The sequence below is a fragment of the Roseateles noduli genome (assembly GCF_050626985.1).
In the GTDB taxonomy this organism is placed as follows: Bacteria; Pseudomonadota; Gammaproteobacteria; order Burkholderiales; family Burkholderiaceae_C; genus Roseateles; species Roseateles noduli_A.
The window spans coordinates 1,283,311-1,309,707 of record NZ_CP192463.1 but is presented as its reverse complement, the minus strand read 5'-3'; the positions used below and the strand labels follow the sequence as shown (position 1 = coordinate 1,309,707).

16 protein-coding genes are annotated in these 26,397 nt (G+C 70.5%); 9 read left to right on the top strand and 7 right to left on the bottom strand.

The window, feature by feature from the left end:
• The first annotated feature begins 5 nt into the window (after positions 1-5).
• Positions 6-1,085: a hypothetical protein gene (locus ACQ4L4_RS05855; RefSeq protein WP_431103292.1), complete on the top strand. Its 1,080-nt coding sequence runs from the start codon at positions 6-8 to the stop codon at positions 1,083-1,085.
• Between the two features lie 20 nt (positions 1,086-1,105).
• Positions 1,106-1,693, top strand: coding sequence for a lytic transglycosylase domain-containing protein (locus ACQ4L4_RS05850; RefSeq protein ID WP_431103291.1), 588 nt, complete (start codon positions 1,106-1,108; stop codon positions 1,691-1,693).
• On the opposite strand, the gene ACQ4L4_RS05845 is transcribed toward ACQ4L4_RS05850, so the two are convergent.
• Positions 1,620-2,972: a hemolysin family protein gene (locus tag ACQ4L4_RS05845; protein ID WP_431104885.1), complete on the bottom strand. Its 1,353-nt coding sequence runs from the start codon at positions 2,970-2,972 to the stop codon at positions 1,620-1,622. The two genes, ACQ4L4_RS05850 and ACQ4L4_RS05845, sit on opposite strands and share 74 nt — an antisense overlap.
• A 176-nt stretch (positions 2,973-3,148) precedes the next feature.
• On the opposite strand from ACQ4L4_RS05845, the gene ACQ4L4_RS05840 reads away from it, so the two are divergent.
• Together ACQ4L4_RS05840 and ACQ4L4_RS05835 are read left to right on the top strand one after the other, a co-directional pair.
• Positions 3,149-6,775 carry an ATP-binding protein gene (locus ACQ4L4_RS05840; protein WP_431103290.1) on the top strand — a complete coding sequence of 1,209 codons (3,627 nt, stop codon included), beginning with the start codon at positions 3,149-3,151 and terminating at the stop codon, positions 6,773-6,775.
• Between the two features lie 224 nt (positions 6,776-6,999).
• The gene (locus ACQ4L4_RS05835) at positions 7,000-11,943 is read left to right on the top strand and encodes an autotransporter-associated beta strand repeat-containing protein (protein WP_431103289.1); all 4,944 of its coding nucleotides are present in this window, start codon (positions 7,000-7,002) and stop codon (positions 11,941-11,943) included.
• A gap of 8 nt (positions 11,944-11,951) precedes the next feature.
• On the opposite strand, the gene ligD is transcribed toward ACQ4L4_RS05835, so the two are convergent.
• Together ligD and ACQ4L4_RS05825 are read right to left on the bottom strand one after the other, a co-directional pair.
• On the bottom strand, positions 11,952-14,780 hold the full coding sequence (ligD, locus tag ACQ4L4_RS05830) for a DNA ligase D (protein ID WP_431103288.1): 2,829 nt from the start codon (positions 14,778-14,780) through the stop codon (positions 11,952-11,954).
• A gap of 28 nt (positions 14,781-14,808) precedes the next feature.
• On the bottom strand, positions 14,809-15,831 hold the full coding sequence (locus tag ACQ4L4_RS05825) for a Ku protein (protein ID WP_431103287.1): 1,023 nt from the start codon (positions 15,829-15,831) through the stop codon (positions 14,809-14,811).
• A 217-nt stretch (positions 15,832-16,048) separates the two neighbouring features.
• Between ACQ4L4_RS05825 and ACQ4L4_RS05820 the strand changes: the two genes are divergently transcribed.
• Positions 16,049-16,720 carry a phosphoribosyltransferase gene (locus ACQ4L4_RS05820; protein WP_431104883.1) on the top strand — a complete coding sequence of 224 codons (672 nt, stop codon included), beginning with the start codon at positions 16,049-16,051 and terminating at the stop codon, positions 16,718-16,720.
• Here ACQ4L4_RS05820 and ACQ4L4_RS05815 read toward each other — a convergent pair.
• From ACQ4L4_RS05815 to smc, 4 genes are all read right to left on the bottom strand, one after another.
• Positions 16,717-17,379 carry a hypothetical protein gene (locus ACQ4L4_RS05815; protein ID WP_431103286.1) on the bottom strand — a complete coding sequence of 221 codons (663 nt, stop codon included), beginning with the start codon at positions 17,377-17,379 and terminating at the stop codon, positions 16,717-16,719. The two genes, ACQ4L4_RS05820 and ACQ4L4_RS05815, sit on opposite strands and share 4 nt — an antisense overlap.
• The gene (locus ACQ4L4_RS05810) at positions 17,379-17,969 is read right to left on the bottom strand and encodes a hypothetical protein (protein WP_431103285.1); all 591 of its coding nucleotides are present in this window, start codon (positions 17,967-17,969) and stop codon (positions 17,379-17,381) included. The genes ACQ4L4_RS05815 and ACQ4L4_RS05810 overlap by 1 nt, the downstream gene beginning before the upstream one ends.
• A 218-nt stretch (positions 17,970-18,187) precedes the next feature.
• A complete protein-coding gene (locus tag ACQ4L4_RS05805) occupies positions 18,188-19,303 on the bottom strand; it encodes a cell division protein FtsZ (RefSeq protein WP_431103284.1) in 1,116 nt (371 codons plus the stop codon).
• A 76-nt stretch (positions 19,304-19,379) separates the two neighbouring features.
• Positions 19,380-22,892: a chromosome segregation protein SMC gene (gene smc / locus ACQ4L4_RS05800; protein ID WP_431103282.1), complete on the bottom strand. Its 3,513-nt coding sequence runs from the start codon at positions 22,890-22,892 to the stop codon at positions 19,380-19,382.
• A gap of 378 nt (positions 22,893-23,270) precedes the next feature.
• Between smc and queF the strand changes: the two genes are divergently transcribed.
• The 4 genes from queF (at position 23,271) to dapD (ending at position 26,380) form a co-directional block, all read left to right on the top strand.
• On the top strand, positions 23,271-23,702 hold the full coding sequence (gene queF / locus ACQ4L4_RS05795; protein ID WP_377161962.1) for a preQ(1) synthase: 432 nt from the start codon (positions 23,271-23,273) through the stop codon (positions 23,700-23,702).
• 33 nt (positions 23,703-23,735) lie between these two features.
• Positions 23,736-24,161 carry an SET domain-containing protein gene (locus ACQ4L4_RS05790; protein ID WP_431103281.1) on the top strand — a complete coding sequence of 142 codons (426 nt, stop codon included), beginning with the start codon at positions 23,736-23,738 and terminating at the stop codon, positions 24,159-24,161.
• Positions 24,162-24,226: 65 nt separating this feature from the next.
• The gene (gene dapC / locus ACQ4L4_RS05785; protein ID WP_431103280.1) at positions 24,227-25,489 is read left to right on the top strand and encodes a succinyldiaminopimelate transaminase; all 1,263 of its coding nucleotides are present in this window, start codon (positions 24,227-24,229) and stop codon (positions 25,487-25,489) included.
• 72 nt (positions 25,490-25,561) lie between these two features.
• Positions 25,562-26,380 (top strand): 2,3,4,5-tetrahydropyridine-2,6-dicarboxylate N-succinyltransferase, encoded by an 819-nt coding sequence (gene dapD, locus ACQ4L4_RS05780; RefSeq protein ID WP_431103279.1) that lies wholly within the window; start codon positions 25,562-25,564, stop codon positions 26,378-26,380.
• Positions 26,381-26,397 lie beyond the last annotated feature (17 nt).

Below are 26,397 nucleotides of genomic sequence, written 5' to 3'. Positions count from 1 at the left end.
CCCCGATGACCCACCCGCTCGACTGGCTGCTGCTGCGCGCGGCGGCCCGGCGCCTGCGCCGCCGGCGCGGCGATTTCTACTACGACCTGGCCTCGGCGCTGGAGGACCGCGTCCCGCTGTACACCATCCTGCGCAAGCTCGAGGCCCGCGCCCGACGGCGCTCGCGCGGCGACCAGCTGCTGTACCGCCGCATGCTGCGCGCGGCGATGGGCGGCTCGCTGGCCCGCGCGCTGCACGGCGTCATGCCGCCGACCGAGCTGCTCATGATCGACGCGCTGCAGGGCGGCGGCGACGAGCGCCTGGCCCAGGGCCTGCACTTCCTGTCCGGCACCGTCGAGAAGGTCGACGGCATGTTCCGCGCGGTGCGCAAGGCGGTGGCCTATCCGCTGCTGCTGCTCGGCGCGATGACCGCCATCCTGGTGGCCTTCTCGCTGCACGCGGTGCCGGTGCTGGCCGACCTGATCGCCCCGGAGCGCTGGCCGCCGCTGGGGCGCGCGCTGTACGCGGTCGCGTGGACGATCCGCCATCACGGCCTGGCGCTGGGCGCGGCGGTGCTCGCCGCGGGCGGGCTCTTCGTGTGGTCCCTGCCGCGCTGGCAGGGCCGCACGCGACGCTGGCTGGACCGGCACCCGCCGTTCAGCCTCTACCGCGATTTCTCCGGGGCGATGCTGGTGATCTCGCTGTCGTCGCTGATGCGGGCCGGCGTGTCGCTGCGGGCGTCGCTGGAACGCGCCGGCCGGTTCAGCGCCCCGTGGATGCGCTGGCACCTGCGGCAGATCCTGTCGCGACTGTCCGGACGCGAATCGGCGCAGTTCGGTCGCGCCTTCGCCACCGGCGTGCTCAACCCCCGCATGGAGGAACGCGTGCAGGACGCCGCCGAGCGCCGCGACCCCGTCGCCGCGTTCGTGCGGATCGGCATCGGCTTGATCGATCGCCTGCAGCTGGGCATCTCCGACTCCGCCGCGCGCCTGAACGGGCTGCTGATGGTCGCCGCGGCGATGCTGCTGCTGTTCCTGCTCGGCGGTTTCCTGAGCACCGTCATGGAGGCGCAGAGCAGCCTTCAATCCGACATGGGGGGCCTGTGAGGCGCGCGATCGCGGCGGCGATGCTGGCGCTGGCGCTGGCGACCGCAATGCCGGACCAGGCTCAGGCTCAGGCTCAGGCTCAGGCTCAGGCTCAGGCCCAGGCCCAGGTCCAGGCCCGGAAGGTGCCACCGGTCGGAAGGACGGCGCGCGTGAACGAGGCCCGGTTCGACCGCTGCTTCCAGCTCGCGGGCGAGCGTTACGGCGTTTCGCCGCTGCTGCTGAAGGCCGTCGCGCGCCAGGAGTCCGGCCTGAACCCGGCCGCCGTCAATCGCAATGCCAACGGCTCGACCGACCTCGGCCTGATGCAGATCAACTCCTCCTGGCTGCCGGTGCTGGCGCGGCATGGTGTCCAGGAAGGCGACCTGCGCGTGCCCTGCGCCAACATCCTGGTCGGGGCGTGGATCCTGGGCAGCAACTTCCGTTCGATGGGGCGCACGGTCGATGCGCTGGGGGCCTACAACGCGCGCGATCCGGCCAAGCGTTTGGCCTATGCGCATCAGGTGCTGCGGCGGTACGCGGCCCTGCGCGCGGAACTCAGTCTCCGCGCTCCGATGATCCCGACGCCTCCGCGTCCCCCGACGGCGGACCGCCCACCCGCGCGATCATGACCTGGTCGACGCGGTGGCTGTCGACGTCGACGACCTCGAAGCGCCAGCCGTGCCATTCGACGACGTCCGTGCGCTTGGGGATGCGGCGCAGCATCACCATCAGGAAGCCGGCCAGCGTGTCGTACTGGCCGTGGTGCGGGAAGTCGTCCACGCCCAGCGCGCGCTGCACATCGGGGATGGGCGTGATGCCGTCGGCCAGGAAGCTGCCGTCGTCGCGCCGGATGATCTGCTGCTCCTCCTCGGCGGTGGAGACCAGCGAGCCCATCACCGTGCTCATCACGTCGTTCAGCGTGATCACGCCGACGACCAGCGAGTACTCGTTGACGATCACGGCGAAGTCCTCGTGCGCGTTCCTGAAATGCGTCAGCACCTCGGCCAGCGTCAGCCGGTCCGGCACGATCAGCACCTTCTTGACCAGCGCCGGCTCGGCGCGCAGCGAGATGGCCTCGCCGCGCAGCACGCGCTGGAACAGGTCGGTCGCGTCGACGTAACCGACGACCTGGTCGATCTCGCCGGCGCAGACCAGGTAGGTCGAATGCGGCGAGTCCGCGATCCGGGTGCGGATCAGCGCCTCGTCGTCGTCGAGCGAGAAGTAGACGACGCGCTCGCGCGAGGTCATCGAGGACTCGACGGTGCGGGTCTCGAGTTCGAAGACGTTCTCGATCACCTGCTGGTCCGCCGCCGAGACGACGCCGGCGCGCTGGCCCGCCGCGGCCAGGGCGAGGATGTCGTCGTGGGTGATCGTGTTGTCCGGGCTCATCGGCCGGCCCAGCAGCCGCAGCAGGCCGTCGGCGACGTGGTTCAGCCCCCAGGCCAGCGGCCGCAGCACGAGGGTGAGGAACAGCATCGGCCGGATCAGCGCCATCGCGACCCGCTCGGGTTCGTTCATCGACAGCCGCTTGGGCAGCAGGTCCGCCAGCACGACGAAGAGGATGGTCACGCAGGTGAAGGACAGCGCGAAGGCGGCGCGCTGCGCGGTGTCGATGTCGATCAGCGGGCGCAGCAGCGATTCGAAATGCGGCGTCAGCGCGCCCTCCCCGACCACGCCGGCCAGGATCGCCAGCGTGTTCACGCCGATCTGCACGACGGTGAAGTAGTAGCCGGGCTGTTCCTGCACCTTCAGCACCTGCGCGGCGCGGTGGTCGCCCTCGTCCGCCAGCTGCCGCAGCTTCAATCGCCGCGACGCGGCCAGCGAGAGTTCCGCCATCGAGAAGAACGCGCTGGCACAGATCAGCAGGAGGATGAGCAGCAGGCTGGAACTCAAGGCGGCTTTCGGAATGGGGGAGCCGCCAGTGTAGCGGGCGCCTCCCGCGGCCCGGGTGGCCCGCCCAGGCCAGACGCCCCGTCGGCGCTGACCCGTGAAGGCTCCGGGTTCACCAGGCTGGGGCAGGTGCGCGGTTTGCTTGGGGGCCATGGACTCGCTTGAATCGGGCTTTCACAAGGAAAATTCTGCCGATGCATGCCTCGCCCGCCGGTTCCGACGGACTCCCCCCCGAGCCGATCCCCGCGCCACTCCCGGCGCCGCGCCGCCGCCATTTCCTGGACGGCGGCGGCGAGATGGGCGAACGCATGCGCGCACTGGACTGGAGCGCCACGCCCCTCGGTCCGCCGGACGGCTGGCCGGGCGCGCTGAAGACGGTCGTGCGGATGATGCTGGACTCGCGCTACGCGATGTGGATGGCGTGGGGGCCGGAGATGACCTTCTTCTGCAACGACGCCTACCTGCCGACGCTGGGCATGAAGCGCGAATGGGCGCTCGGGGCACGTTCGCAACAGGTCTGGGCCGAGGTCTGGGACGCCGCGTACAGCCGCATCCGCCATGTGCAGGCGACCGGCGAGGCCACCTGGGACGAGGGGCTGCTGCTCTTCCTGGAACGCAGCGGCTTCGCCGAGGAGACATATCACACCTTCTCCTACAGCCCGGTCTACGACGACGACCTGCGGGTGAACGGGATGCTGTGCGTCGTCACCGAGGTCACCGACCGGGTGATCGGCGAGCGCCGCCTGCGCGTGCTGCGCGACCTCGCGACCCGCACCGTCGGCGCGGACCAGCCGCACGAATGCGCGCGGCGGGCCTGCCACGTGGTGTCCGACTATCCGCTGGACCTGCCGTTCGCGGCGCTCTACCTGGACGAACCCGGCGGCCAGGCCGCGCGGCGCATCTGCTTCAGCCTCCCGGGCGACGCGGGGGCGGAGGGCGCCGACGTCCCCTTCCCCGAGCTCATCAGCCTGCTCGATCCGCCGGACGGCTGGCCGTTGCAGGAGCTCGCCGCGGGCGGCGCGGCACGCGACCTGCCCGACATGCCGGCGCTGGGCGTGACGCTGACGCTGCCGCCCTGGCCAGAGACGCTGTCGCGCGCCGTGCTGCTGCCGCTTCGGAGCGCCGGCAAGGACCTCGCCGGTTTCCTGGTGCTGGGCGTCAGCCCGCGCCGCCCGCTGGACGAGGACTACCGCGACTTCCTGAACCTGGTCGCGGGCCAGGTGTCGGCGGCGCTTGCCGACGCGTCCGCCTACGAGGCGGAACGCCGTCGCGCGGAATCGCTGGCCGCGCTCGACCGGGCCAAGACGGCCTTCTTCTCCAACATCAGCCACGAGTTCCGCACGCCGCTGACGCTGATGCTGGGCCCGCTCGAGGAACTGGTGACCGCGCCCGGCCTGGACGGCCCGGCGCGGGACCGGCTGGCGCTGGTGCTGCGCAACGCCACGCGGCTGCAACGGCTGGTCAACACGCTGCTGGATTTCTCGCGCATCGAGGCCGGCCGCTCGCAGGCGCGCTACCAGGCGAGCGACCTCGCGGCGCTGACGCGCGACCTGGCGAGCACCTTCCGCTCCGCGATGGAGCGCGCCGGGCTGGCCTTCGAGGTCGACTGCGCGCCGCTGGGCGCGCATGCCTACGTCGACCGCGAGATGTGGGAAAAGATCGTCCTGAACCTGCTGTCCAACGCCTTCAAGTTCACGATGCGGGGGCAGGTGACGGTGCGGCTGCGTGAATCCGGTCGCGATGCTGGTCGTGACGGCGGTCCTGAAAGCGGTCGTGAAAGCGGTCGTGAAGGCGGCGGCGAACCGGCCCTCGCCGTGCTGGAGGTGGCCGACACCGGCACCGGCATCCCCGCGGACGAGTTGCCGAAGGTCTTCGATCGTTTCCATCGCGTCGCGGGCGCGGAGGGGCGCACCCACGAGGGGTCGGGCATCGGGCTGGCGCTGGTGCAGGAACTCGTGCGCCTGCACGGCGGCCGGATCGAGGTCTCCAGCGTCCACGGCGAAGGCACGCTCTTCCGCGTCCTGCTCCCGCTGGGCTGGGAGCACCTGCCGCCGGAGCACGTCGAACGCCTCGAGCGCGCGGAGGAGCGCCACGGGCGCGCCGTCGCGCCCGCGTCGCCGGCCAGCACGACCGGCGCGCGGGCCTATGTCGACGAGGCGCTGCGCTGGCTGCCCGCGCCGGAGCCGCTGCGGGAGGCCGCGCCCGGCCGCGCCGACGCCGATGGCATCGACCCCGGGCGCGTCCCGGGCGCCGGCTGGCCGACGGCGGACCAGCGCTTCGCCGCGACCTTCGGCGCGCGGGTCATCGTCGCCGACGACAACGCCGACATGCGCGCCTACCTGCGCGACCTGCTGTCGCCGTACTACGCGGTGGAGCTCACGGCGGACGGCCTGCAGGCCCTGGAGGCCGCGCGTCGCGAGCCGCCGGACCTGCTGCTGAGCGACGTCATGATGCCGAGGCTGGACGGCCTGGCGCTGCTGGCGGCGATCCGCGCGGATGCGCGGCTCGGCGGCGTGCCGGTGGTGCTGCTGTCGGCGCGGGCCGGCGAGGAGGCCCGCATCGAGGGCCTGGACACCGGCGCAGACGACTACCTGATCAAGCCGTTCTCGTCGCGCGAGCTGCTCGCGCGGCTGGGCGCGCTGCTGGAACTGCGGCGCCTGCGGCAATCGTCGGAGGAGGCCTTCCGGCTGCGTACCGAGCAGTTCGAGACGCTGCTCAACGAGGCGCCGATGGGCGTGTTCCTGGTCGAGCACGACGGGACGGCGCTGCGCCTGCGCGAGGCCAATCCGACGGCGCGCGCGGCCTTCGGCGGTCCGCCGGGGCTGATCGGCGCGCTGATCGGCGAACGATTCGACGCGCTCGTGGCGCGGCAGTGGGGCCATCCGCTGTCTGACCAGATCGTGTCCCTGTTCCAGCGCACGCTGGAGACCGGCGACCCCTACCACACGCCCGAGTTCATCCAGGAGCGCAGCGACCTCGGCGTCATCGAGGCCTACGAGTGGCAGATCAGCCGGATCCCGCTGGCGGACGGCGCGCCGGGGGTGGTGTGCTACTTCCGCGAGATCTCCGCGCATCTGAAGGCGCGGCGGCGGCTGGAGGCGGCGGACCGCCAGAAGGACCAGTTCCTGGCGATGCTGGCGCACGAGCTGCGCAATCCGATCGCGCCGATCCGCAGCGCGGGCGACGTGCTGTCGCGACTGGGCCTGCCGGACGAGCGCTCGACCAAGATGGTGGACATCATCCGCCGCCAGGTCCAGACGCTGACGCGCCTGGTGGACGACCTGCTGGACGTCTCGCGGATCACGCAGGGCCGGGTGGAACTGCAGTGCGGACCGGTGCTGCTGTCGGAGGTCATCGCGCAGGCGGTGGAGACGGCGGAGCCGCTGATGCGGGAGCGGCGCCACCACTTCTCGGTGACCACCGGCGGCTTGCCGGTGCGCGTGCACGGCGACCTGGCCCGGCTGGTGCAATGCGTGGCCAACGTGCTGACGAACGCCGCGAAGTACACCGATCCGGAAGGCCGGATCGAGCTGGCGATGAGCGAGGAGCCGTCCCCGTCCGGCGGCCCCGGCCTCGCGCTGATCCGCGTCAGTGACAACGGCATCGGCGTGCCGCCCGCGCTGCAGGCGACGATGTTCGACCTGTTCGTGCAGGGCGACCGCGCGCTGGACCGCTCGCAGGGCGGGCTGGGCATCGGCCTGTCGCTGGTGAAGCAGCTGATCGGCATGCACGGCGGCAGCGTCTCGGTGCACAGCGAGGGCCCCAGCCGCGGCGCGCGGTTCGAGCTGCGCCTGCCCCTGCTCGCGCCCTCGCCCGCCTGACTCGCCAGTGCAGACGTGCGCCGTGACGGCGCGCGAGGGAGGTGGTCCGGCGTGAACCGCAGGGTTCGCTCGTCGTACTCATTCCGGGCTCGCATCGCGCCTCCGCCCCGTCGGCCAGACGCCGTGCCGGCGCGCTGGACCTCGTCCTCCAGTGGGTCGGCAGGCTGGCCCCACGGCAGGCCCCGGGTCCGAGTCCCAAACCTCGTTCCCACTGGAGTTCCGCCATGTCTGCACCCCCTCGTCCCCGGTCGTCGGGCAAGTCGGGCACGATTGCCGGCGTCCGTCGCAGCCGCCTGGGCGTGGCCATCGGCGCGATGTCGCTCGCCTGCTGGGTGTCCGGGCCGGCCACGGCGTCCGCCGACAACGGCGTGGCGCCGGGGACCGGCGGCGAGGGGCGCCTCGGCCCATCGCCGTTCAGCGCCGTCCCGAACAATTTCACCGGCACGGGCGGCGATGCCGGCGGCCAGGCCGGATCGCCGGGGATCAACCGGGTGCGGAACAACAGCGTGAACGGCACCGGAGGCCAAGGGTATGGCCTCGGCCCCAACGCCCCCACGGTGCAGGGCGGCGCGGTCGGTCTTCTGATCTCGACGGACACCGGCATCACCGCCCTGCGTCTCGGCGGCAACGGACAGGACGGACCCGATGCCGGCTTCCTGCGCTTCCACGGCGCCTCGGGCGGCGGCGGGGGCGCGGGGGTGTTCGCCACGTCGAGCCTCGCGCTCGAGCTCACCGCTGCCGGCGGTGTGGCCGGCGGCAACGGCGGCGCCGGCGGCACCGGGCAGCCGGGTTCCACCAACAGCGCCAAGGGCGGCGGCGGCGGCGGCGGCAACGGCATCACGATGTCCGGCGGAGGACTGCTCACCAACGCCGCCATCCTCGTCGGCGGTGCCGGGGGCCGTGGCGCGGGCAGCTCGGACATCAGCGCCCGTGCCGCGGGCGGCGGCGGCGGCGGCCACGCCGTCGAGGGCGCGAACCTCACGATCATCAATCGCGGCACCCTGACCGGCGGGGTCGGCGGGGCCAGCGGCGGCTACCAGGCCCAAGCCGGCGAGGACGGCGCCGCGGTCCACTGGAGCGGCGGCGACAACCTTCTGCGGCTGCAGTCCGGTTCGGTCATCAACGGCGCGCTGTGGGTCGGCACCGGCGCCACCGCGACGCTGAGCGTGGAAGCCGCGGTCGCACCGATGACCGGGTGGCTGCTGCTGGACGGCAACGCGACGATCGACACGGCGGCGGACCTCTCCCTTGGCGGCCCCGTCACCGGCGCCGGCCGGTTGACCAAGACCGGCGACGCCGTGTTGACACTGTCGGGCAACAACAGTTTCTCCGGCGGCCTCACGATCGGCGGCGGCGAAGTGCGTGCGTCCGCGCCGACGCTGGGCACCGGCGCGATCCGCAACGACGCCCTGTTGCGCATCGACACCCCCACGGATGCCGCCCTGCAACAGGACCTGACCGGCAGCGGCCGCTGGATCAAGCAAGGGAGCGCCGCCTTGACGCTGGGCGGCACGACCCGCCTGGACGGACCGCTGGACATCGCGCAGGGCCAGTTGGCGATCGGCGCCACGGGCACGCTCGCCGCCGCCGCGCTGGCGCTCACCGGCGCCGACAGCGTTCTCGACCTGTCGGCCACGGCCGGTGTCACGACGATCGGCGGTCTGGACGGCGTGGCGGGCTCGACGATCCGCACCGGTGCCGCCGCCCTGGTCGCCGGCGACGCGTCGGACCACGCGTTCTCGGGCACCGTCACCGGCCCCGGCGCGTTGGAAAAACGCGGCAGCGGCACGCTGACACTCGCCGGCGCCAACACCCATGCCGGCGGCACGACGATCAGCGACGGCGCCCTCGTGGGCTCGGCCGCGAGCTTCGGCAGCGGCGCGATCGTCGACAACGCCGTGCTGCGCATCGACCAGTCCACCGATGCCGATTGGGTGAACGCCGTCTCCGGCGTCGGCAGCGTCGAGAAGCGCGGCGCCGGCAGCTTGACCTTGCAGCAGGCCATCGATGTGGCCGGCGGACTGCGCGTGGTGGACGGCAGGATCGTCGCCGCGCAGCAGGCGCTGCTGGGCGCCGGCGCGGTGACGGTCGGCGGCCAGGGTCAGGTCGTGCTCATCCTGGCCGCCGACACGGCCTTGCGCCACATCGGCGGCGACGGACTCGTGGCCGTCGATCTTGGCGACACGAATCGCCTGCTGACGATGAGCGCGGTTCCTGCAGGCGCCACGGCCTTCACGGGCACGCTGGTCCTGGACAACGCCGGCCTCGCGCTGACGGGGCCGGGGGCCGAATCGCTCTCCGCCGCCGCGCTGCGCGTGGAGGCCGGCGGCCGGCTGCTCGCCGGCGCGGACACCGGCTCGATCGGCACACTGCGGATGAACGGCGGATCGATCCGTTTCACGCCGGCCGCCACGGACGACGCCACGAGCTTGCGACCGTTGCTGATCACTCGTTCACTGGACCTGTCGGGCTCCGGCACGGTCCAGGTCGAGCTGGACCTGCACGGCGCGCCGGCCGCCGACTCGATGGGCCCGCTGCTGGCGCGCGACGACGGCGTGTCGCTGCTGCTGGCGCGCTCCGCCCCGGGCGGGCAGGTGCTGGGCGACGGCGCCGGACTCGGCCTCGTCGGCATCGATGGTCAAGCCGTCGGGAACACCACCGTCGGCGAGATCGTCCAGGGCGGGCAGCGCGTGGCCCTCACTTCGACGCGTTATGGCCTGTCCACGGGCGCGGCCCGGGACGGGCTGTACCTGACCGCCCGGCTGCTCGGCGTCGACGTGCTGGCCGACCGGGCACTGACGCTCTCGGCGCCGGCCGATGCCGACGGCACGGCGCGGGAGCTGTCAGTCCCGCTCGGCGGCGCGGGCGGCGTGGCCATCGACGCCGGCAGCGGCAGGACCATCCATCTCTCCAGCCTGGACAACACGTATGCCGGCGGCACGCGGCTGGTCACGGGCACGCTGTCGCTGGCGGGCGGCAGCCTGCCCGAAGGGAGTGTCGTCACCTTCGAGGGCGCGGGCACCGGACTGGATCTCGGCGCCGCGGGGCGACCGCAACGCCTGGGCGGCCTGGACGGTGGCGACGCGTCGGGCAGGCTCCGGCTGGGCGCGCAGACGCTCACGCTGGAGACCGTCGGCGACCACGCGTTCGCCGGCACGATCGACGGCACCGGCGCACTCGTGAAGACAGGTCCGGGCACCCAGACGCTGACAGGGAACAACACCTACGGCGGCGGCACCACGATCAACGCCGGCACCCTGGTGGGCTCGGCGTCCAGCTTCGGCGGCGGCGACATCCGCAACGACGGGACGTTGATCCTGGACCAGGCCGTCGACGGCACGCTCGCCAACACGATCTCCGGCGGCGGCACGGTCTCCAAGCAGGGCGCGGGGACCCTGACGCTGGGCAGCGCCATCACCGGCCCCGGCCCGCTGCGCATCGAGGCCGGCACGCTCCGCACGGACCTGGCCCGCCTCGGCACAGGCCCGCTCGTGAACAACGCGGTGCTCGAGCTCGACGTCCCGCGCGGCGCGCTGCTGGACAGTCGCCTGTCGGGCACCGGCCAGCTCGTGAAGACGGGCGCCGGCGACCTGACGCTGGAAGGCGCGCAGGCCGCGGGCGGCATCAGCGTCCGCACCGGCGGCCTCATCATCGGTGCCGCCGCGGACGGCAGCGCGCTGCTGCGCGGCAACGTCGACATCGGCGCCGGCGCCCGGCTGCAAGGCAACGGCACGATCGACGGCAATGCCCGCGTGTCGAGGGACGCGACGCTGCAGTTGCAGGCGGCCAGCGCGGCACTGCGCGTGAGAGGCGACCTGCACCTGGACCCGGGCGGCCGCTTGAACGTCCCGCTGGATGCCACGAGCCGCGAGCCGGCCCTGATCGTCGGCGGGAAGACGACCGTGGCGGGCGCGTCGCTCCATGTCGATGCGAAGGACGGCGAATGGAGACCCAACCAGCGCGTCGAACTGCTGCGCAGCGACGCGGTCGACGGCCGGTTCTCCGCCGTCGAGACGAACCTGGCCTTCCTGACGCCGGCGCCCGACTACACGTCGCAGGGCATCGCGCTGGTGATGCGACGCAACCAGGTCTCGTTCGTGGACCTGGCGCAGACGCCCAACCAGAAGGGCGTGGCCGGCTCGCTGGTGTCACACGAGGACACCGCGCCGGCGTCGGATCTGCTGGTCAAACTGCCCCGCAACGAGGTCGGTGTCGCGTTGGAAGACCTGGCAGGCGGGCTGCAGGCGGGCGGTCTCAATGCGCCGGCGCTGGCCGCGGCGCAGCAGCGACTGGCCTTGAATCGCCAGTTGCGCAACGCACCGGGAACGCGGACACCGACGGACTCGGGTCGCGGCCTGTGGGCCACGGTCTACGAGTCGCGCGGCACGCTGGTCGGCGACGCGGTCGACACGCTCGGCGCCACGACCGACGGACTGCTCTTCGGCCTCGATCTGTGGAGCGCGCAGGACGCCCGCCTCGGCGTTGCGATCGGCGCGGACCGGCAGACGCTGGGCAGCCAGGGCGACGACCGCGCGGACGTGCGCTCCGGCTCGCTGGCGCTGTACGGCGGCCTGGCGTGGCACGGCTTCAACCTGCGGGGCGCCCTCTCCTACGCGCAGTCGCGCGTCCAGACCGGACGCGTGGTGGTCAGCGGCGGGAGCGTCGCCTCGCTGAAGGCGATCGAGCGGGCGCGTCACGCCGAGGGCTTCATCGAAGTCGGTCTGCCGGCTCGCCTGCCCGTCGGCCAGATCGAGCCCTTCTTCCAGGCCGGCCGCTTCGTGACCTGGGCGGGCGGCTTCAACGAGCGCGGCGACGACGCCGCGGCACTGAGCGGCGGCAAGGCGCGCGACAGCCGTTCCTTCGGCATGGCCGGCCTGCACGGGAACATCGACGGGTGGGTCGCGCTGGGCGCCTCCTGGGGCCTGCACGCAACGGCGGCCGTGCAGCACCTCGCAGGACCCGCCACGGTCACCCGGCGCGTCCGCTTGACGGGCGCGGACAGCTTTGTCACCAGCGCGCCGTCGGGCGCGGGCACGGGGGTGCTGGCCGAGCTGGGCCTGACGGTCCAGCCGCGTCGGGGCATGACGCTGGCCCTGCACGCCACGCACGGCGAGACCGGCGGCAGTCGCGAGAACAGCGTGCGGGTGCAAGGCGTGTGGCAGTACTGAGCCCGCGCTCAGAGTCCGAGGAGCTTCATGCCCTGGGTCAAGGACTGGCGGCTGGTCCAGTAGTCCTTCCACGGATCGGCCTTCTGGAAGCTGAGCCGGTCGCGCGCGTTGGCGAGGGTCCACTGGTCGCCGCGCTTGACGTCGTCGAGCTCGTCCCAGTCGATCGGCATCGACACCCCCAGGCCGGGGCGCGCGCGGACCGAGAAGGCGCAGGCGGTGGTCTGCCCTTCCCCGTTGCGGAGGTAGTCCGGGAAGATCTTCCCGACGCGGTTCTTCGGTCCGCTCTTGGCGGAGAACTTCTTCGGGAAAGTCTCGGCCAGATGCTGCACGAGGGCCTGGCTGAAGGCCTTCGCCGTCGCATGGTCGTGGCGCCGCGCCAGCGGGACCACCACATGCAGGCCCTTGCCGCCGCTGGTCTTCAGCCAGCTCCGCAGGCCGAGTTCCTTGAGCAGCGCGCGCGTGATGCGCGCCGCGTCCGCGACCGCGGGGAATGCGACGCCCTCGCCCGGGTCCAGGTCGATGATGAAGCGGTCCGCGCGGTCGAGCTTGTCGTCCTGCGCGTTCCAGGTGTGGAACTCGATCGCGTTCATCTGCGTCAGGTGCATCAGCGCGGCCGGATCAGAGAGGACGATGAGCGCGTCGCCCTCGACGTGCTTCTGGAAGAACAGCTGACCCTCGATGCCATCGGGCGCGCGCACGATCGCCACGGGCCGCCGGCCCAGGTGGGGCTGCATCCACTCGATCACGCTCTCGTAGTAGCGGATCAGCTCGATCTTCGTGTGGCCGGTGGACGGATCGATGACGCGTTCCGGATGCGTGATGCGAAGTTGCCCGGAGGTGGCCGAGGCCGATGCGTTCGCCTTGCTCGAACGCCTGGCCGCGCTCTTGGCCGTCTTCTTGTCCGCGCTCTTGATCGCACTCTTGATCGCACTCTTGGCCGCGCGCTTGATCGGCGGTTTCGGCCGCCCGGCAGCGGAAGTCGACGATGTCGACGCGCTCGAAGCCCCGGCGGACTTCGGCGCCTTGACCGCCTCGGCGGGCTTGGCCGATTCCCGCCCGATGTCCTTCGGCGCCTTGTCTTCGCGCTCGCCCTGGAACGACGCGTGGCGCACGTGGCCGTCCGGCGTCCACTCCGCGAAGGCGACTTCGACGACGCGCGTGGGCTTCACCCAGCGCGCGGCGCCCCCGGCGCGGCCGGTGATGCGGGCCCAGTGACTGCGGGCGATGGTCTGTTCGTCGAAGTGCGGCGTCTTGACCTCGATGGCCGCGAGCTGCCGGTGCATCTCGCCGGCCTGCTTCAGCGACCAGCCGGTGCCCACACGCCCGGCGTAGCGGAGTTCGCCGTCCTCGTAATAACCGAGCAGCAGGCTGCCCAGCGCCTTCGCGCCGTCGGACCGGTCGGTGAAACCGACGACGACGAATTCCTGCCGCAGCTGGCACTTCAGCTTCACCCACGCGTCGCTGCGGGCGGACACGTAGCCGCTGTCCGGCCGCTTCAGGATCAGCCCTTCGAGCCGCATCTGGCACGCGGCGGCAAGCATCTCCTCGGGCGGCACCGCGAAGTCCTCGCTGAAGCGCAGGCGTTCGCCCTCGTGGCCGGCCATCAACGCGCGCAGCACGGCGCGGCGGTGGATCAAGGGCACCTCGCGCAGGTCGTGGCCGTTCAGGAACGGCAGGTCGAAGAGGAAGTAGACGATGTCCTCGTGTTGCGTGCGCTTCGGATGACCGATCGCGTTCTGCAGCAGGTTGAAGTCGGGCGCGCCGTCGTCGCGCAGCACGACGATCTCACCGTCCAGCCAGCCGCTGTCGATGTCGAGGCCTTTGATCGCCTCGGCGAGCGACGGCAGCCGGGAGGTCCAGTCATTGCCGCCGCGCGTCATCAGACGGACCTTGCCCTTGTCGACCCGCGCCATCAGCCGGTAGCCGTCGAACTTCGCCTCGGCGATCCAGTCCCCGGGCGGGGTCGCGCTGACCAGAGTGGCGAGTTGCGGCGTGAGGTCGGCGGGCAGCCGCGCCTTCTTCGCGCGGCTCAGGTCGGGTTCGGCGCCATCGCCGATGCCGGTGGACGGGTCGTCGGATCCGCGCGCCGGCGCGCCATCGGCCTTCGCCGGCTTGGTGGCCCCGGTGGACCTGTTCGGCTTGGTCGGCTTGGTCGGCTTCGCGGCCTTGGCAGACGCCGCGCCACGCGCCGCTGCCTGTCCCAACGGATGCTGGATGACGCTGTCAGGCAGCTCGACGGTGACATCGAACTCGGCATGCGGACGCTCCAGGCCATCGTGCTTCTTGATCAGCAGCCACTGCTCGCGCTTGGCGTCGCCGCGCGAGGTCCGGATCAACTGCCACAGCCCGGCGAGCTTCTGCCCGTGCAGCCGGAACACCAGCTTGCCGTCGCGCAGTCCGTCGTGGGGATCGCCTTCGGGCGTCCAGGTGCCGTTGTCCCACACGATCACCTCGCCGGCGCCGTACTGCTTCGGCGGGATCGTGCCTTCGAAGCCGCCGTAGGACAGCGGGTGATCCTCGACGTGGATCGCCATGCGGCGTTCCTTCGGGTCGTACGACGGCCCCTTGGGAACCGCCCAGCTCAGCAGGACGCCGTCGAGCTCCAGCCGGAAGTCGTAGTGCAGGTGGCTGGCCCAGTGCTTCTGGATGACGAAGGACAGCGCCTGGGCCGACGTCGTCGCCGATGTCCTGCCGCGGGCCGGACGCTTCGCCCGAGGGCCAGGATGTCGGGCGGCATGTCCGCCGTCATGGGCTGCATCGTCCGGCTCCGGCGTGATGCGGAAGTCCCGCTTCTGGCGGTAGCGGGAAAGCGGATCCTGGCGCGCTGCGGTCGGCATCGAACGGCTCCTCGCGTGTCCGCGGCGCTCAGGCCGCCTTCTTCTTCGACTTCCCGCCGAGGCTGCGGCGCAGCAGCTCGGTGAGGTCGACGACGTTGCCACCCTCGCCCGCCGATTCGGGCGCGGCCTCGAGCGGCGTGACGGTCTCCGTCTCGCCCTCGTCGACCTTGCGCGCGATCAGCGCGCGGATCGCGGCGGTGAACTCGTCGTGGTAGTCCTCGGGGTGCCAGTCGTTGCTCATCTCGTCGATCAGCTGGCGCGCCATCTGCAGTTCGGCGGGTTTGAAGCCGTGCGCCGACTTGCCCTCGGCGGGCAGGTCGAGGTCGTCGCAGGGGCGGATCTCGTTGGCCCAGCGCAGCATGCCGATCATCAGCGCCGGTCCCGCGGGCAGCAGCGCGGCCAGGTGTTCCTTGCTGTGGATCACGAGCCGCGCGATCGCGATGAGGCCGGCGTCCGCCATCGCCTCGCGCAGCAGCGCGTAGACCTTGCCGGACTTGCCGATGGGCTCGAGGTAGTACGGCTTTTCCAGGTAGACGAAGGACACCTGGGTCGCGGGGACGAAGGTCTCGATCTCGATGGTCTGCGTGGTGGTCGGATAGGCCTTGCGGATCTCGTCGTCGGAGACCAGGACGTAGTCGCCGGTCTCTTGCTTCACGCCCTTGACGATCTGCGTCTTGTCGATGTCCTTGCCGGTGCGCTTGTTGATGCGCTTGTAGCCGACCGGATCCATGGTGCGCTTGTCGAGCCAGTCGAAATCGACGCGCTGGTCCCGCGAGGCCGGATACAGCGCCACCGGCACGTGCAGCAGACCGAAGCTGATCGCGCCCTTCCAGATCGCGCGGCGCGCGGCGGGGGCGTCGTCGCTGTCGCCCCGGGTCGACGCCGCGTCGGCGGATTTGCCCCGGGCCTTGGCATGCGCCGCCTTTGCGGGCGACGCCCGGTCGGCATTGGATGCGCGCTTGCGGCTTGCGCCGGTGGTACTCCGGCTGGCCGGGCGCGGGGCCGGTTTGCGGCTGCCCGGGGAGGACGTGGAGGTGGTTCTGCTGGGCATGGGGACCTCGACGGCGGATTCGATGGAATCCACTCATCGGCAAATCGCGCGCCCGTGGACCGAGGGAGACCACGCCGGCACGGGCATCCGGCTTGCTCTGTCCTGGGGATGGAAACACCGCCGTTGCGAGGCCATCATGTCCCCGGAAGCCCACGCCATGCTGCTTGTCCGCCCTTCCTCCGACGTCCCCGATCCGGAGTCACGTGCCCGGCTGCTGATGGCTGTTGAGCAGCGATTCCTGGATCGGCGCGATGCGGGCCGCCACCTGGCAGACCGTCTGACGGCCTACGCGCATCGCGACGATGTGACGGTGCTGGCGCTGCCGCGCGGCGGCGTACCGGTGGCGGCGGAGATCGCGCAGGCGCTGGAAGCGCCGCTGGACATCCTGGTCGTGCGCAAGCTGGGCCTGCCCGGTCAGCCCGAGTACGCGATGGGCGCCATCGCCTCGGGCGACGTGCGCGTGCTCAACACGCAGGTGCTGCAGCAGCTGGCGATCAGCTATTCGGCGATCGACCTCGTGACCCGCGCCGAGACGCGCGAGCTGCACCGGCGCGAGAAGCTCTATCGCGGCGACCGGCCCATGCCACCGGTCGAGGGCCGACAGGTGATCCTCGTGGACGACGGCATGGCGACGGGCGCCTCGATGCGCGCGGGCGTGCAGGCGCTGCGGGAGTTGCGGCCGGCGAGGATCGTCGTGGCGGTGCCGGTGTCGTCGGCGGAGACCTGCCAGCTGATCACGCAGGACGCGGACGAGGTCATCTGCGCGCTGACGCCCGAGCGCTTTCGCTCCGTCGGGCAGTGGTACGAGCGGTTCGAGCAGACGACGGATGAGGAGGTGCGGCGGTTGTTGGCGACTGCACCTGAAAGCGCTGCGACGGCAAAGGTTTAAGCCGCCATCGGTTCTCCCCTGGCGCTCCGCACACGATCGATGAAGGGATGCGCCGAGAGAAATGCCTGGAACTCCGCGTCTTCGGCAAGAAGAGGCCGAGCCTCGCTAGCTGACAGACTGAGGTCGTCCTTTCGAGAATGCCAGATGGCGTAGACCCGTCCGGGCTGATGACGATGGAACGACTCGTAGCTGATGCCGTGCACAAGATGCCCATAGCGGCGAAAGAGATCGAGAGCGATCCATCGCGTCGATTCGTAGGTCGGTTCGAGCTTGCCTTCAAGGCGGAAGACGGCGCGATTGGGACCGTCGATGGGAATGAAGATGCCCGGCTTCCCCGAAGAGAAGCGCACCACCTGGAACTTCAATGCGGTGTCCTCATCCCAGTAGAAGCGATCGTCGTCAGGTTCCCAGAACAACGCCCGGACCTCCATCGCGCTCGCCTGAATGTTGGTCGACGTGTACATCACGGCGAAGGAATCGCCGTGCTCCGACGGCGGGTCGACTCGATTGGTACGGAACTCGACAGGAGGCGGACACCAGTCGGCATCAGGATGCTGGTACGAGCGAATGAGCGTCACCGTGCCAGGATCGATGAGTTCAAGCCGCAGTTCCTGTCCTCGAAATGGAGGCACGCGAATGGGTTGCTGGTTGCTGTGCATCAGGCCCTCCGATGCATCAGTTCGTCATGGGCGGCGCCGAGCACCGCCCTGAGACGGATGTCGGCGTCCTGTCGGTAGAGCCACGCGGCCTCTCGCTCAATCGGTGCCTCGTACAGGCGATGACCCAGAAGTACCTCGAGCGGGGTCGCCCACGCCAGCATGTTGTTGGGCGCCCTGAAGAAGGAGCCGATATGCCGCTCCTGCATCCAGGTCTGCCCTGAGTCCATCGCCTTGAAAAAGTGCGCGAGAACGGTCGCCAGCGGCCTTCCGGCGACTTCCGGGAGCGCCTGATAGAGGCCGTACACGCGATATCGCTTGGAGCGACTCATGAACCCGAAGATCTGGCGGTCCTTCTCCATCTGCTCGACGACCGCCGGGGCCACTTCCAGAAGGGCCGCAAGCTGTCCTTTCGACCCAAAGGTGGTCGCGAGGACAAAGACTTTCGGATCGACTTCAGGCGCGGGGTCACTGGGAAACGCCAGCGTATCGACCGGGGCGGGCAGCAAGGAAGGAGTGGGCGGCTGATCTGCCGTAAGCACTGCGGTCGCCATCATTTGTTCGCCGCGCCTCGTTGCCGAAGTCGCGTCCATCAACACAGAAGCCTTCACTGTGCCGATGGTGCGTTTGTCACGCCATGACTGAAAGTTCTGCGAACTGGCTCGCAACCTAGATGAACACGGAGTCGCGATGACACGAACTTGCGCTTGACCGTCAGAACGGACCGGTCAACGACGCGAAAGCAGCCTGCCGGAATGAGCAACGGGCACCTTGCGGGTGCCCGTTGCTCATTCGAAGGCGCGTTCGGCGATCAGCTGAACAGGCGTCTCGCCACCGCGCTGCCCGCGGCGAGATCGCGCGCGGCCAGCGACTTGTAGAGCTCCGACAGTTCCTGTCCGATCGACTGGAACGCATGCAGGTTCAGGATCTGGTTGCGGTCGTCGCAGAGGTCGGCCTCGAAGTCGCGGGCAAGGTTGCGCGCCGATTCCTGCCAGGTCGCGAAGGGCTCCAGCGCCTCCGGCGTCTGCAGCACGTCCAGCGACAGCGTCAGTTCCCGCAGCGCCGAGGCTTGCGGGTCTTCCGCCAGAGCCGCCTGGGCATCGAAGTTCAGCGTCAGCAGCGGCGGCGCGCCCTCCTCGGCCGCCGGCATCACCAGCCGGCCGGGAATCGATCCGGGCACGAACCCGTGCCGCAGCGCCCCCTGCTGCACGAAGCCCAGCGTCCACGCCGCGCCGCGCGCCTTCAGCACGATCGCCAGCTGCGCGTCGTGGCCCGCCGCGAACTGGTCGAGCTCACGCGCCCGGCCGACGACGTCCAGCATGTCCGGGAACTCCGGCATCGCCCCGATGCCGTCCGCGAAACCCTGGATCTTCTGCACGAACTCCGAGTACTCGATCTCGTTGAGCGGCCCGCTCCGGTTGGCCATCTGCAGTCCCGCCTGGAACTCGCCGTAGCGCTGGCCCGGATGCGGCAGCTCCCACTCGCCGCTGTCCGCATTCAGGCCTTCGATGTGGAACGGCTTCGTGCCCGCGCGCCGGCTGCCCGGCAGGTGCGACAACGCCATCTCGCCGCTCACCGGCGACTCCGGCGTCATCGTCGCGATCGCGTCGATCAGCGCGTCGATCCGCGTCGACGCCTTGCGCGCCCGCGCCATCGCCGGCACCGTCTCGTCCAGCGTGCGCAGATCCATCGTGCGCGAGTCCACCGCCTCGCCGTCGGCCGTGCCGTCCAGCGTGACCGGCGACTGGCCCGTCGCGGTGCCGCCGGCGCCCAGGCTCGGCTCCTGGCGGTCGCCCGCCGGCACGATCGGCTCGGCGCGCCGCGGGCCCGCCTTGCGCGCGCTCCACCAGCCCTGCGCCAGCAGCCCCACCAGCACCACGCCGCCCAGCGCGGCCAACAGCGTCGTCAGGTTCCAGTCCGTCGTCATCGCTCATTTGCTCCTGCGGCCCCGCGCGCCTCGTGCGCCTTGTGCGCTTCGTGCGCCGCGATCACCGTCGTCAACCTCATTGCTCGGCCATCGCCAGCGCGGATTCCATGTCCACCGCCACGATGCGCGACACGCCCTGCTCCTGCATCGTCACGCCGATCAGCTGACGGGCCATCTCCATCGCGATCTTGTTGTGCGAGATGAACAGGAACTGCGTGATCTTGCTCATCTCCTGCACGAGCCGCGCGTAGCGTTCCGTGTTCGCGTCGTCCAGCGGCGCGTCCACCTCGTCCAGCAGGCAGAACGGCGCCGGATTCAGCTGGAAGATCGCGAACACCAGCGCGATCGCCGTCAGCGCCTTCTCGCCGCCCGACAGCAGGTGGATGGTCGAGTTCTTCTTGCCCGGCGGCTGCGCCATCACCTGCACGCCGGCGTCCAGGATCTCGTCGCCGGTCATGACCAGCCTGGCCTGGCCGCCGCCGAACAGGCTCGGGAACATGCGCCCGAAGTGCTCGTTGACCTGGGTGAAGGTCGAGCCCAGCAGGTCACGCGTCTCCAGGTCGATCTTGTGGATCGCGTCCTCCAGCGTCGTGATCGCGCTGGTGAGGTCGGCCATCTGCGAGTCCAGGAAGGTCTTGCGCTCACGCGCCGCGCCCAGCTCGTCCAGCGCCGCCAGGTTCACCGCGCCCAGTGCCGCGATGTCGCGGTTGATGCGGTCGATCTCGCCCTGCAGGCCGTAGAGCTTGACGCCGCCATCCTCGACGCCCTTCGCCAGCGCCTCCAGGTCGACGTTCTGCGCCACCAGCTGTTCCATGAACTGCTGGCCGCCCAGCGCGGCCGCCTGCTCGTCGAGCTGCAGCTTGGTGATGCGCTCGCGCAGCGGCTCGAGCGCGCGCTCGATCGTCATGCGCTGCTCTTCGCTGCGCTTGAGGCGTTGGCTGAGGTCGTCGTAGTTGGCGCGGACGACGGCCAGCGCCTGCTCGCGCTCCATCTTCAGCGCCAGCGCATCCTGCAGGCCCGCCTGCGCGGCGGCGTCGTCGAGCTCGGCGCGCTCCTGCGCCATGCTCTGCACCGTCTGCTCGTTGACCTGCACCTGCTGGCGCGAGGTCTCGATGCCGCGCTGCAGTTCGCCGCGCTTGGCCGCCAGCGCGCGGGTGCTGAAGACCGCCTCCTGGGCGCGGCGCTCCAGCACGCGCTGATGCTCGCGGGCCTCGGTCAGCTTGCGCTCGGCGTTGATCACCGACTCGTCGAGCTCGGCATGTTTTTCCTGCGTCGTCGCGAGCTGCAGATCCAGTTCCTCGAAGCGCGCCTCGCCTTCCATGCGGCGTTCCATCAGCGCTTCGTGCTGCGCGTCGATCTCGCCGAGCTCGTCGTCGAGCTGCGTGCGGCGCGCGACGGCGGCCTCGGTCTGCTGCGCCAGGCGCAGCAACTCGACCTGCAGCTGATGCGCGCGGGCCTGCGTTTCCGAGGCCTCGCGGCGCACCACGGCCAGCCGCTGCGACGCGTCCGTGTAGCTCGCCTCGGCGCGCACGGCCTGGGCGCGCGACTCGTCGGCGATCAGGGTCTGCGCGCGCTGTTCGCGCTCGAGGTTCTCGATCTCCTGCGCACGGGCCAGCAGGCCGGCGGTCTCGCTGTCGGGGGCGTAGAAGCTCACCGCGAACTGGCTCACCGCGTGGCCGTCGCGGGTCATGATCAGCTCGCCATGGGTCAGCTTCGGACGCTGCGCCAGCGCGTCGCCGATGGACTCCGCCGTGTAGATGCCTTCGAGCCAGTCGTTCAGCAGCGCCTTCAGGCCGTTGGACTCCAGCTTGAGCAGGTCGCTCAGCGGTGACAGCGCGCGGTGCGTGTTGACGATCTCGCCGCTGGGCAGCGAATAGAAGGCCAGCCGCGCCGGCGGCGGATCGGACGCGAAGGCCTGCACCGTCTCCAGCCGGCCGACCGACAGCGCGCCCATGCGCTCGCGCATCGCGGCCTCGAGGGCGTTCTCCCAGCCCGGCGTGATGTGCAGCTGCGTCCACAGGCCCTTGATGTCCTGCAGGCCGTGCTTGGCCAGCCAGGGCTTGAGCTTGCCTTCGGTCTGCACCTTTTCCTGCAGCGCGCGCAGCGCGGTCAGGCGGGCGACGATGTCCGTCAGCTTCGCGGCCTGCTGCTGCGATTCGCGCTGCGCGTGCTGGCGGGCCTCGTCGGCGGCGGGCGCGGCTTCGGCGAGTTCCGCCAGACGCGCGTCGGCGACGGCCTGCTGTTCATCGGCGGCGACCGACAGCCGCTTCACCTCGTCGAGCTTGTCGTGCTGCGGCGCCGCCAGGCCCTGGCGCTCCTGAGCGAGGCGCTCGCGGCGGCCGCGCAGGCCCTTGAGCTGCTCGTCGACGCTGCGGCTCTCCGCGGCCAGCACCTGGATCTGCTGCTGGACCTGCGTCACCTGCGTGCGCTGCTCGTTGGCGCGGCCTTGCGCGGCGCGCACCTGGTCTTCGACCTCGGGCAGCTTCATCGCCTGCTCCTCGGCCTGGGCGGCGAGGATCTCGCTCTGCTCCTCGGCCTGGGCGATCTGGGTGGCGACGTCCTCGAGCTCGACCTGCGCCTGCTCGGCGCGGTCCTGCCACTGCTGGTTCTGCGCCTGCAGCTCGAGCAGGCGCTGCTCCAGCCGCTGGCGGCCTTCGACGACGTAGCGGATGCGCTCCTCGAGCCGGCTGACCTCCATCTGCGCCTCGGCCATGCGGCCCTGCGCGGCGTGCAGTTCGTCGCCGGCGCCGTAATGGGCCTGACGGATGGTCTCCAGCTCGGCCTCGAGCTGGCGCAGCTCGGCCATCCGGGCCTCGAGCGCGTTGACCGCCTCCGAGTGCTCGGTCTTGACCCGCGTGGCCTCGCCCGCCGCGTCGCGATGCTTCAGGAACCACAGCTGGTGCAGCTTCAGCGTGCCCTGCTCCTGCAGGTTGCGGTAGTTCGCGGCGACCTCGGCCTGGCGCTCCAGCTTCTCGAGGTTGTTGTTGAGCTCGCGGAGGATGTCCTCGACGCGGGTCAGGTTCTCGCGCGTGTCGCGCAGGCGGAGCTCGGTCTCGCGTCTGCGTTCCTTGTACTTGGAGACGCCGGCGGCCTCCTCGAGGAACATGCGCAGTTCCTCGGGCTTGGATTCGATGATCCGGCTGATCGTGCCCTGGCCGATGATGGCGTAGGCGCGCGGTCCCAGGCCGGTGCCCAGGAACACGTCCTGCACGTCGCGACGCCGCACCGGCTGGTTGTTGATGAAGTAGCTGCTGGTGCCGTCGCGGGTGAGGACGCGCTTGACGGCGATCTCGGTGAACTGGTTCCACTGGCCGCCGGCGCGGGCGCTGGTGTTGTCGAACACCAGTTCCACGCTGGAGCGGCTGGCCGGCTTGCGGTTGCCCGAGCCGTTGAAGATCACGTCCTGCATGGACTCGCCGCGCAGTTCGCTGGCCTTGCTTTCGCCCAGCACCCAGCGCACCGCGTCCATGATGTTGGACTTGCCGCAGCCGTTGGGGCCGACCACGCCGACCAGCTGCCCGGGCAGCTGGAAGGTCGTCGGATCGGCAAAGGACTTGAAGCCCGAGAGCTTGATCGAGTTCAGTCGCATCGGGTGGGACCACCGGCCGTCGCAGCCGTCACGTGATCTAAGCCTTTGATTTGATTGTGGAAACGCCCCTTGACGGGGCGCTCGATTCGCGGCGGATGATACCATCGCGCCCTTCGCATTCCGGCCGCCGCCGCCCTCTGAAGCAGCGACCCGGCCGCCACCCGCATTCATCCCCCGCCCATGGCCAAGAACACCCCCGTCAAGCCGGCCGCGCCGGCTGCCGTTTCCTCTTCTTCCTCGTCCTCCAACGCCAAGGCGTCGAAGGCGCCCAAGGCCTCCAAGGCGCTGAAGTTCGTCGAGCCGATCAAGGCCGACAAGAACGTCAAGAACGTCAAGAACGTCAAGCCGGACACCGCCGTCCCGCCCAAGATGCGCGACATGCCGCCCAATCCGCCGAGCCGCCCGAGCAAGGAGATCCATGTCTTCCCCAACCCGGCGCCGGAGCGCGACTACGTCATCCAGTTCCAGATCCCCGAGTTCACCTGCCACTGCCCGCTGACCGGCCAGCCGGACTTCGCGCACTTCACGATCGACATGATCGCGGACCAGTACTGCGTGGAGCTCAAGAGCCTGAAGATGTACTTCTGGAGCTACCGCGACGAGGGCGCGTTCCACGAGAAGGTGACCAACACCATCCTCGAGGACATCGTGAAGGTCACGAACCCGCGCTTCATCCGCATCACCGCGAAGTGGTACGTGCGCGGCGGCATCTACACGAACGTCGTGACCGAGCATCGCAAGAAGGGCTGGAAGCCGCTGCCGGCGGTGGACCTGCCCGCGCACGGCTTCGAGAGCGGCCTGCTGCGCTGAGCGGCTGAGCGGCACTTCGACGGACGGCACCGGATGGCCCTGGCCTACGACACGGACACGCAGTTCGTCGCGGTCGCGCTCAAGCGCAGCCGCATCGACGGCTATGGCGTGTTCGCGGCCGAGGCCATTCCCGCCGGCACGCGGCTGGGCCTGCTGACCGGCGAGTCGATCACCGTCGCCGAGGCGCGCCGCCGCGCGCAGGAAAGCCAGCGGCTGATGCTGGTGGAACTGTCGCCGGCGCGGGCGATCGACGCGAGCCGCTCGCAGGACGCGATGCGGTTCACGAACCACAGCTGCCAGCCGAATGCCCGCATCCAGGTCGAGGACGGCGAGATCAGCTTCTTCGCGTTGCGCGATCTCGGCCCGGGCGACGAGATCACCGTCGACTACGGCCTGACCCATCACGAGGGACGCCTGGCCTGCCGCTGTGGCGCGCAGGGCTGCCGAGGTTCACTCTGATCGGCAAGCCTGCGTTGTCCATGTAAGTACAGGGGGTCGGCATCCCGCCCCCTATGATTCCGCGCATGAGTTCCACCCCTGCTTCGCCTTCGGCCCATCCGCCGATTGATCCGTCGGTCAATCCACGACTGGCGCTGCTGAACCCCTACCCGTTCGAGCGGCTGAGCGCCCTGACCCAGGGCATCGTTCCGAACCCCGAGTTCCGGCCGATCTCGCTCGGCATCGGCGAGCCGAAACACCCGGCGCCGAAGCTGGTCGAGGACGCGCTGATGGCCAACCTCAAGGGGCTGTCGGGCTATCCCGCCACCGCCGGTCAGCTGCCGCTGCGCGAGGCCATCGCCGGTTGGCTGCAGCGGCGTTATGCGCTGAGCCTGGATCCGGCCACGCAGATCCTGCCGGTCAACGGGTCGCGGGAAGCGCTGTTCGCGCTCGCGCAGGTCGTGATCGATCCGTCCCGCCCCGGCGCGACCGTGGTCTGCCCCAATCCGTTCTATCAGATCTACGAAGGCGCCGCGCTGCTGGCCGGCGCGACGCCCGCCTTCGCCAACTCCGACCCGGCGCGCAACTTCGCGCCCGACTGGTCGAAGATCGACGACGCGACCTGGTCGCGCACGCAGCTGCTGTACGTCTGCTCGCCGGGCAACCCCACCGGCGCGGTCATGCCGCTGTCCGAGTGGCAGACGCTGTTCGAGCTCAGCGACCGGTACGGCTTCGTGATCGCCTCGGACGAGTGCTACTCCGAGATCTACTTCCGCGACGGCCCCGACGCCGCCCCGCTGTCGGGCCTGCAGGCCGCCGCGCAGCTCGGCCGTCCGGACTTCCGCAACCTGATCGCGTTCACCAGCCTGTCCAAGCGTTCCAACGTGCCGGGCATGCGCTCGGGCTTCGTTGCGGGCGACGCCGCGTGGATCAAGCGCTTCCTGCTGTACCGGACCTATCACGGCTCGGCGATGAACCCGATGATCCAGGCCGCCAGCATCGCCGCCTGGAACGACGAGGACCACGTCATCGCCAACCGCGCCCAGTACCGCGCCAAGTTCGCCGCCGTCACGCCGCTGCTGGCCGAGGTCCTCGACGTCGCCCTGCCCGACGCGGGTTTCTACCTGTGGGCGGCCGTGCCAGACGGTAACGATATTGGCTTCGCCCAGGGGCTGCTCGCTCAATACAATGTCGGCGTTCTGCCCGGCAGCCTGCTGGCCCGCGACGCCCACGGGATCAACCCCGGCGCCGGCCGCATCCGCCTGGCGCTGGTGGCCGGACAGGCCGAATGCCTGGAAGCCGCCCGCCGCATCGTCGACTTCGTGAAGCAGCTGCAACCGTCGCCCTGACCGCTCACGGCTTCAGTCACGGCCTCACTCACACCGCTCCCCCCGCATCCCCCTCGAACACATCCCCGCACCATGACGCAAGACCTGCAATCGATCATCGACCTCGCCTGGGAAGGCCGCGCCAACCTGACCTCCGCCAACAGCCCCGAAGTGCGCGCGGCGGTGGACGAAGTGATCGCCGCCCTGGACGCCGGCACGCTGCGCGTGGCCGAACGCAAGGCCGTCGGTGAATGGACCGTGCACCAGTGGGTCAAGAAGGCCGTGCTGCTGTCGTTCCGCCTGAACGACAACCGCCAGATGGGCGCCGGCGACATGACCTTCTTCGACAAGGTCCCGACCAAGTTCGGCGGCCAGACCGACGAGCAGCTGCGCGCCGCCGGCGTGCGCGTCGTGCCTCCGGCCGTCGCGCGCCGCGGCAGCTTCATGGCGAAGAACGTGGTGCTGATGCCGTCCTACGTCAACATCGGCGCCTACGTCGACGAGGGCACGATGGTCGACACCTGGGCCACCGTCGGCTCCTGCGCCCAGATCGGCAAGCACGTCCACCTGTCCGGCGGCGTCGGCATCGGCGGCGTGCTGGAACCGCTGCAGGCCAACCCGACCATCATCGAGGACAACTGCTTCATCGGCGCCCGCTCGGAGATCGTCGAGGGCGTGATCGTCGAGGAGAACTCGGTCATCTCGATGGGCGTCTACATCGGCCAGAGCACCCCGATCTACGACCGCGAGACGGACACCGTCACGTACGGCCGCGTCCCGGCCGGCTCCGTCGTCATCAGCGGCAGCCTGCCCAAGAACGACAAGTACAGCCTGTACGCCGCGATCATCGTCAAGAAGGTCGACGCCGGCACGCGCGCGAAAACGTCCATCAACGAACTGCTGCGCGCCTGAGCCCACGAGCCTCACGA

Coding starts and splice junctions, on each gene's coding strand:
- ACQ4L4_RS05855 (WP_431103292.1), top strand. CDS start 6: ATGACCCACCCGCTCGACTGGCTGCTGCTGCGCGCGGCGGCCCGGCGC.
- ACQ4L4_RS05850 (WP_431103291.1), top strand. CDS start 1,106: ATGCTGGCGCTGGCGCTGGCGACCGCAATGCCGGACCAGGCTCAGGCT.
- ACQ4L4_RS05840 (WP_431103290.1), top strand. CDS start 3,149: ATGCATGCCTCGCCCGCCGGTTCCGACGGACTCCCCCCCGAGCCGATC.
- ACQ4L4_RS05835 (WP_431103289.1), top strand. CDS start 7,000: ATGTCTGCACCCCCTCGTCCCCGGTCGTCGGGCAAGTCGGGCACGATT.
- ligD (WP_431103288.1), bottom strand. CDS start 14,780: ATGCCGACCGCAGCGCGCCAGGATCCGCTTTCCCGCTACCGCCAGAAG.
- ACQ4L4_RS05825 (WP_431103287.1), bottom strand. CDS start 15,831: ATGCCCAGCAGAACCACCTCCACGTCCTCCCCGGGCAGCCGCAAACCG.
- ACQ4L4_RS05820 (WP_431104883.1), top strand. CDS start 16,049: ATGGCTGTTGAGCAGCGATTCCTGGATCGGCGCGATGCGGGCCGCCAC.
- ACQ4L4_RS05815 (WP_431103286.1), bottom strand. CDS start 17,379: ATGCACAGCAACCAGCAACCCATTCGCGTGCCTCCATTTCGAGGACAG.
- ACQ4L4_RS05810 (WP_431103285.1), bottom strand. CDS start 17,969: ATGGACGCGACTTCGGCAACGAGGCGCGGCGAACAAATGATGGCGACC.
- ACQ4L4_RS05805 (WP_431103284.1), bottom strand. CDS start 19,303: ATGACGACGGACTGGAACCTGACGACGCTGTTGGCCGCGCTGGGCGGC.
- smc (WP_431103282.1), bottom strand. CDS start 22,892: ATGCGACTGAACTCGATCAAGCTCTCGGGCTTCAAGTCCTTTGCCGAT.
- queF (WP_377161962.1), top strand. CDS start 23,271: ATGCCGCCCAATCCGCCGAGCCGCCCGAGCAAGGAGATCCATGTCTTC.
- ACQ4L4_RS05790 (WP_431103281.1), top strand. CDS start 23,736: ATGGCCCTGGCCTACGACACGGACACGCAGTTCGTCGCGGTCGCGCTC.
- dapC (WP_431103280.1), top strand. CDS start 24,227: ATGAGTTCCACCCCTGCTTCGCCTTCGGCCCATCCGCCGATTGATCCG.
- dapD (WP_431103279.1), top strand. CDS start 25,562: ATGACGCAAGACCTGCAATCGATCATCGACCTCGCCTGGGAAGGCCGC.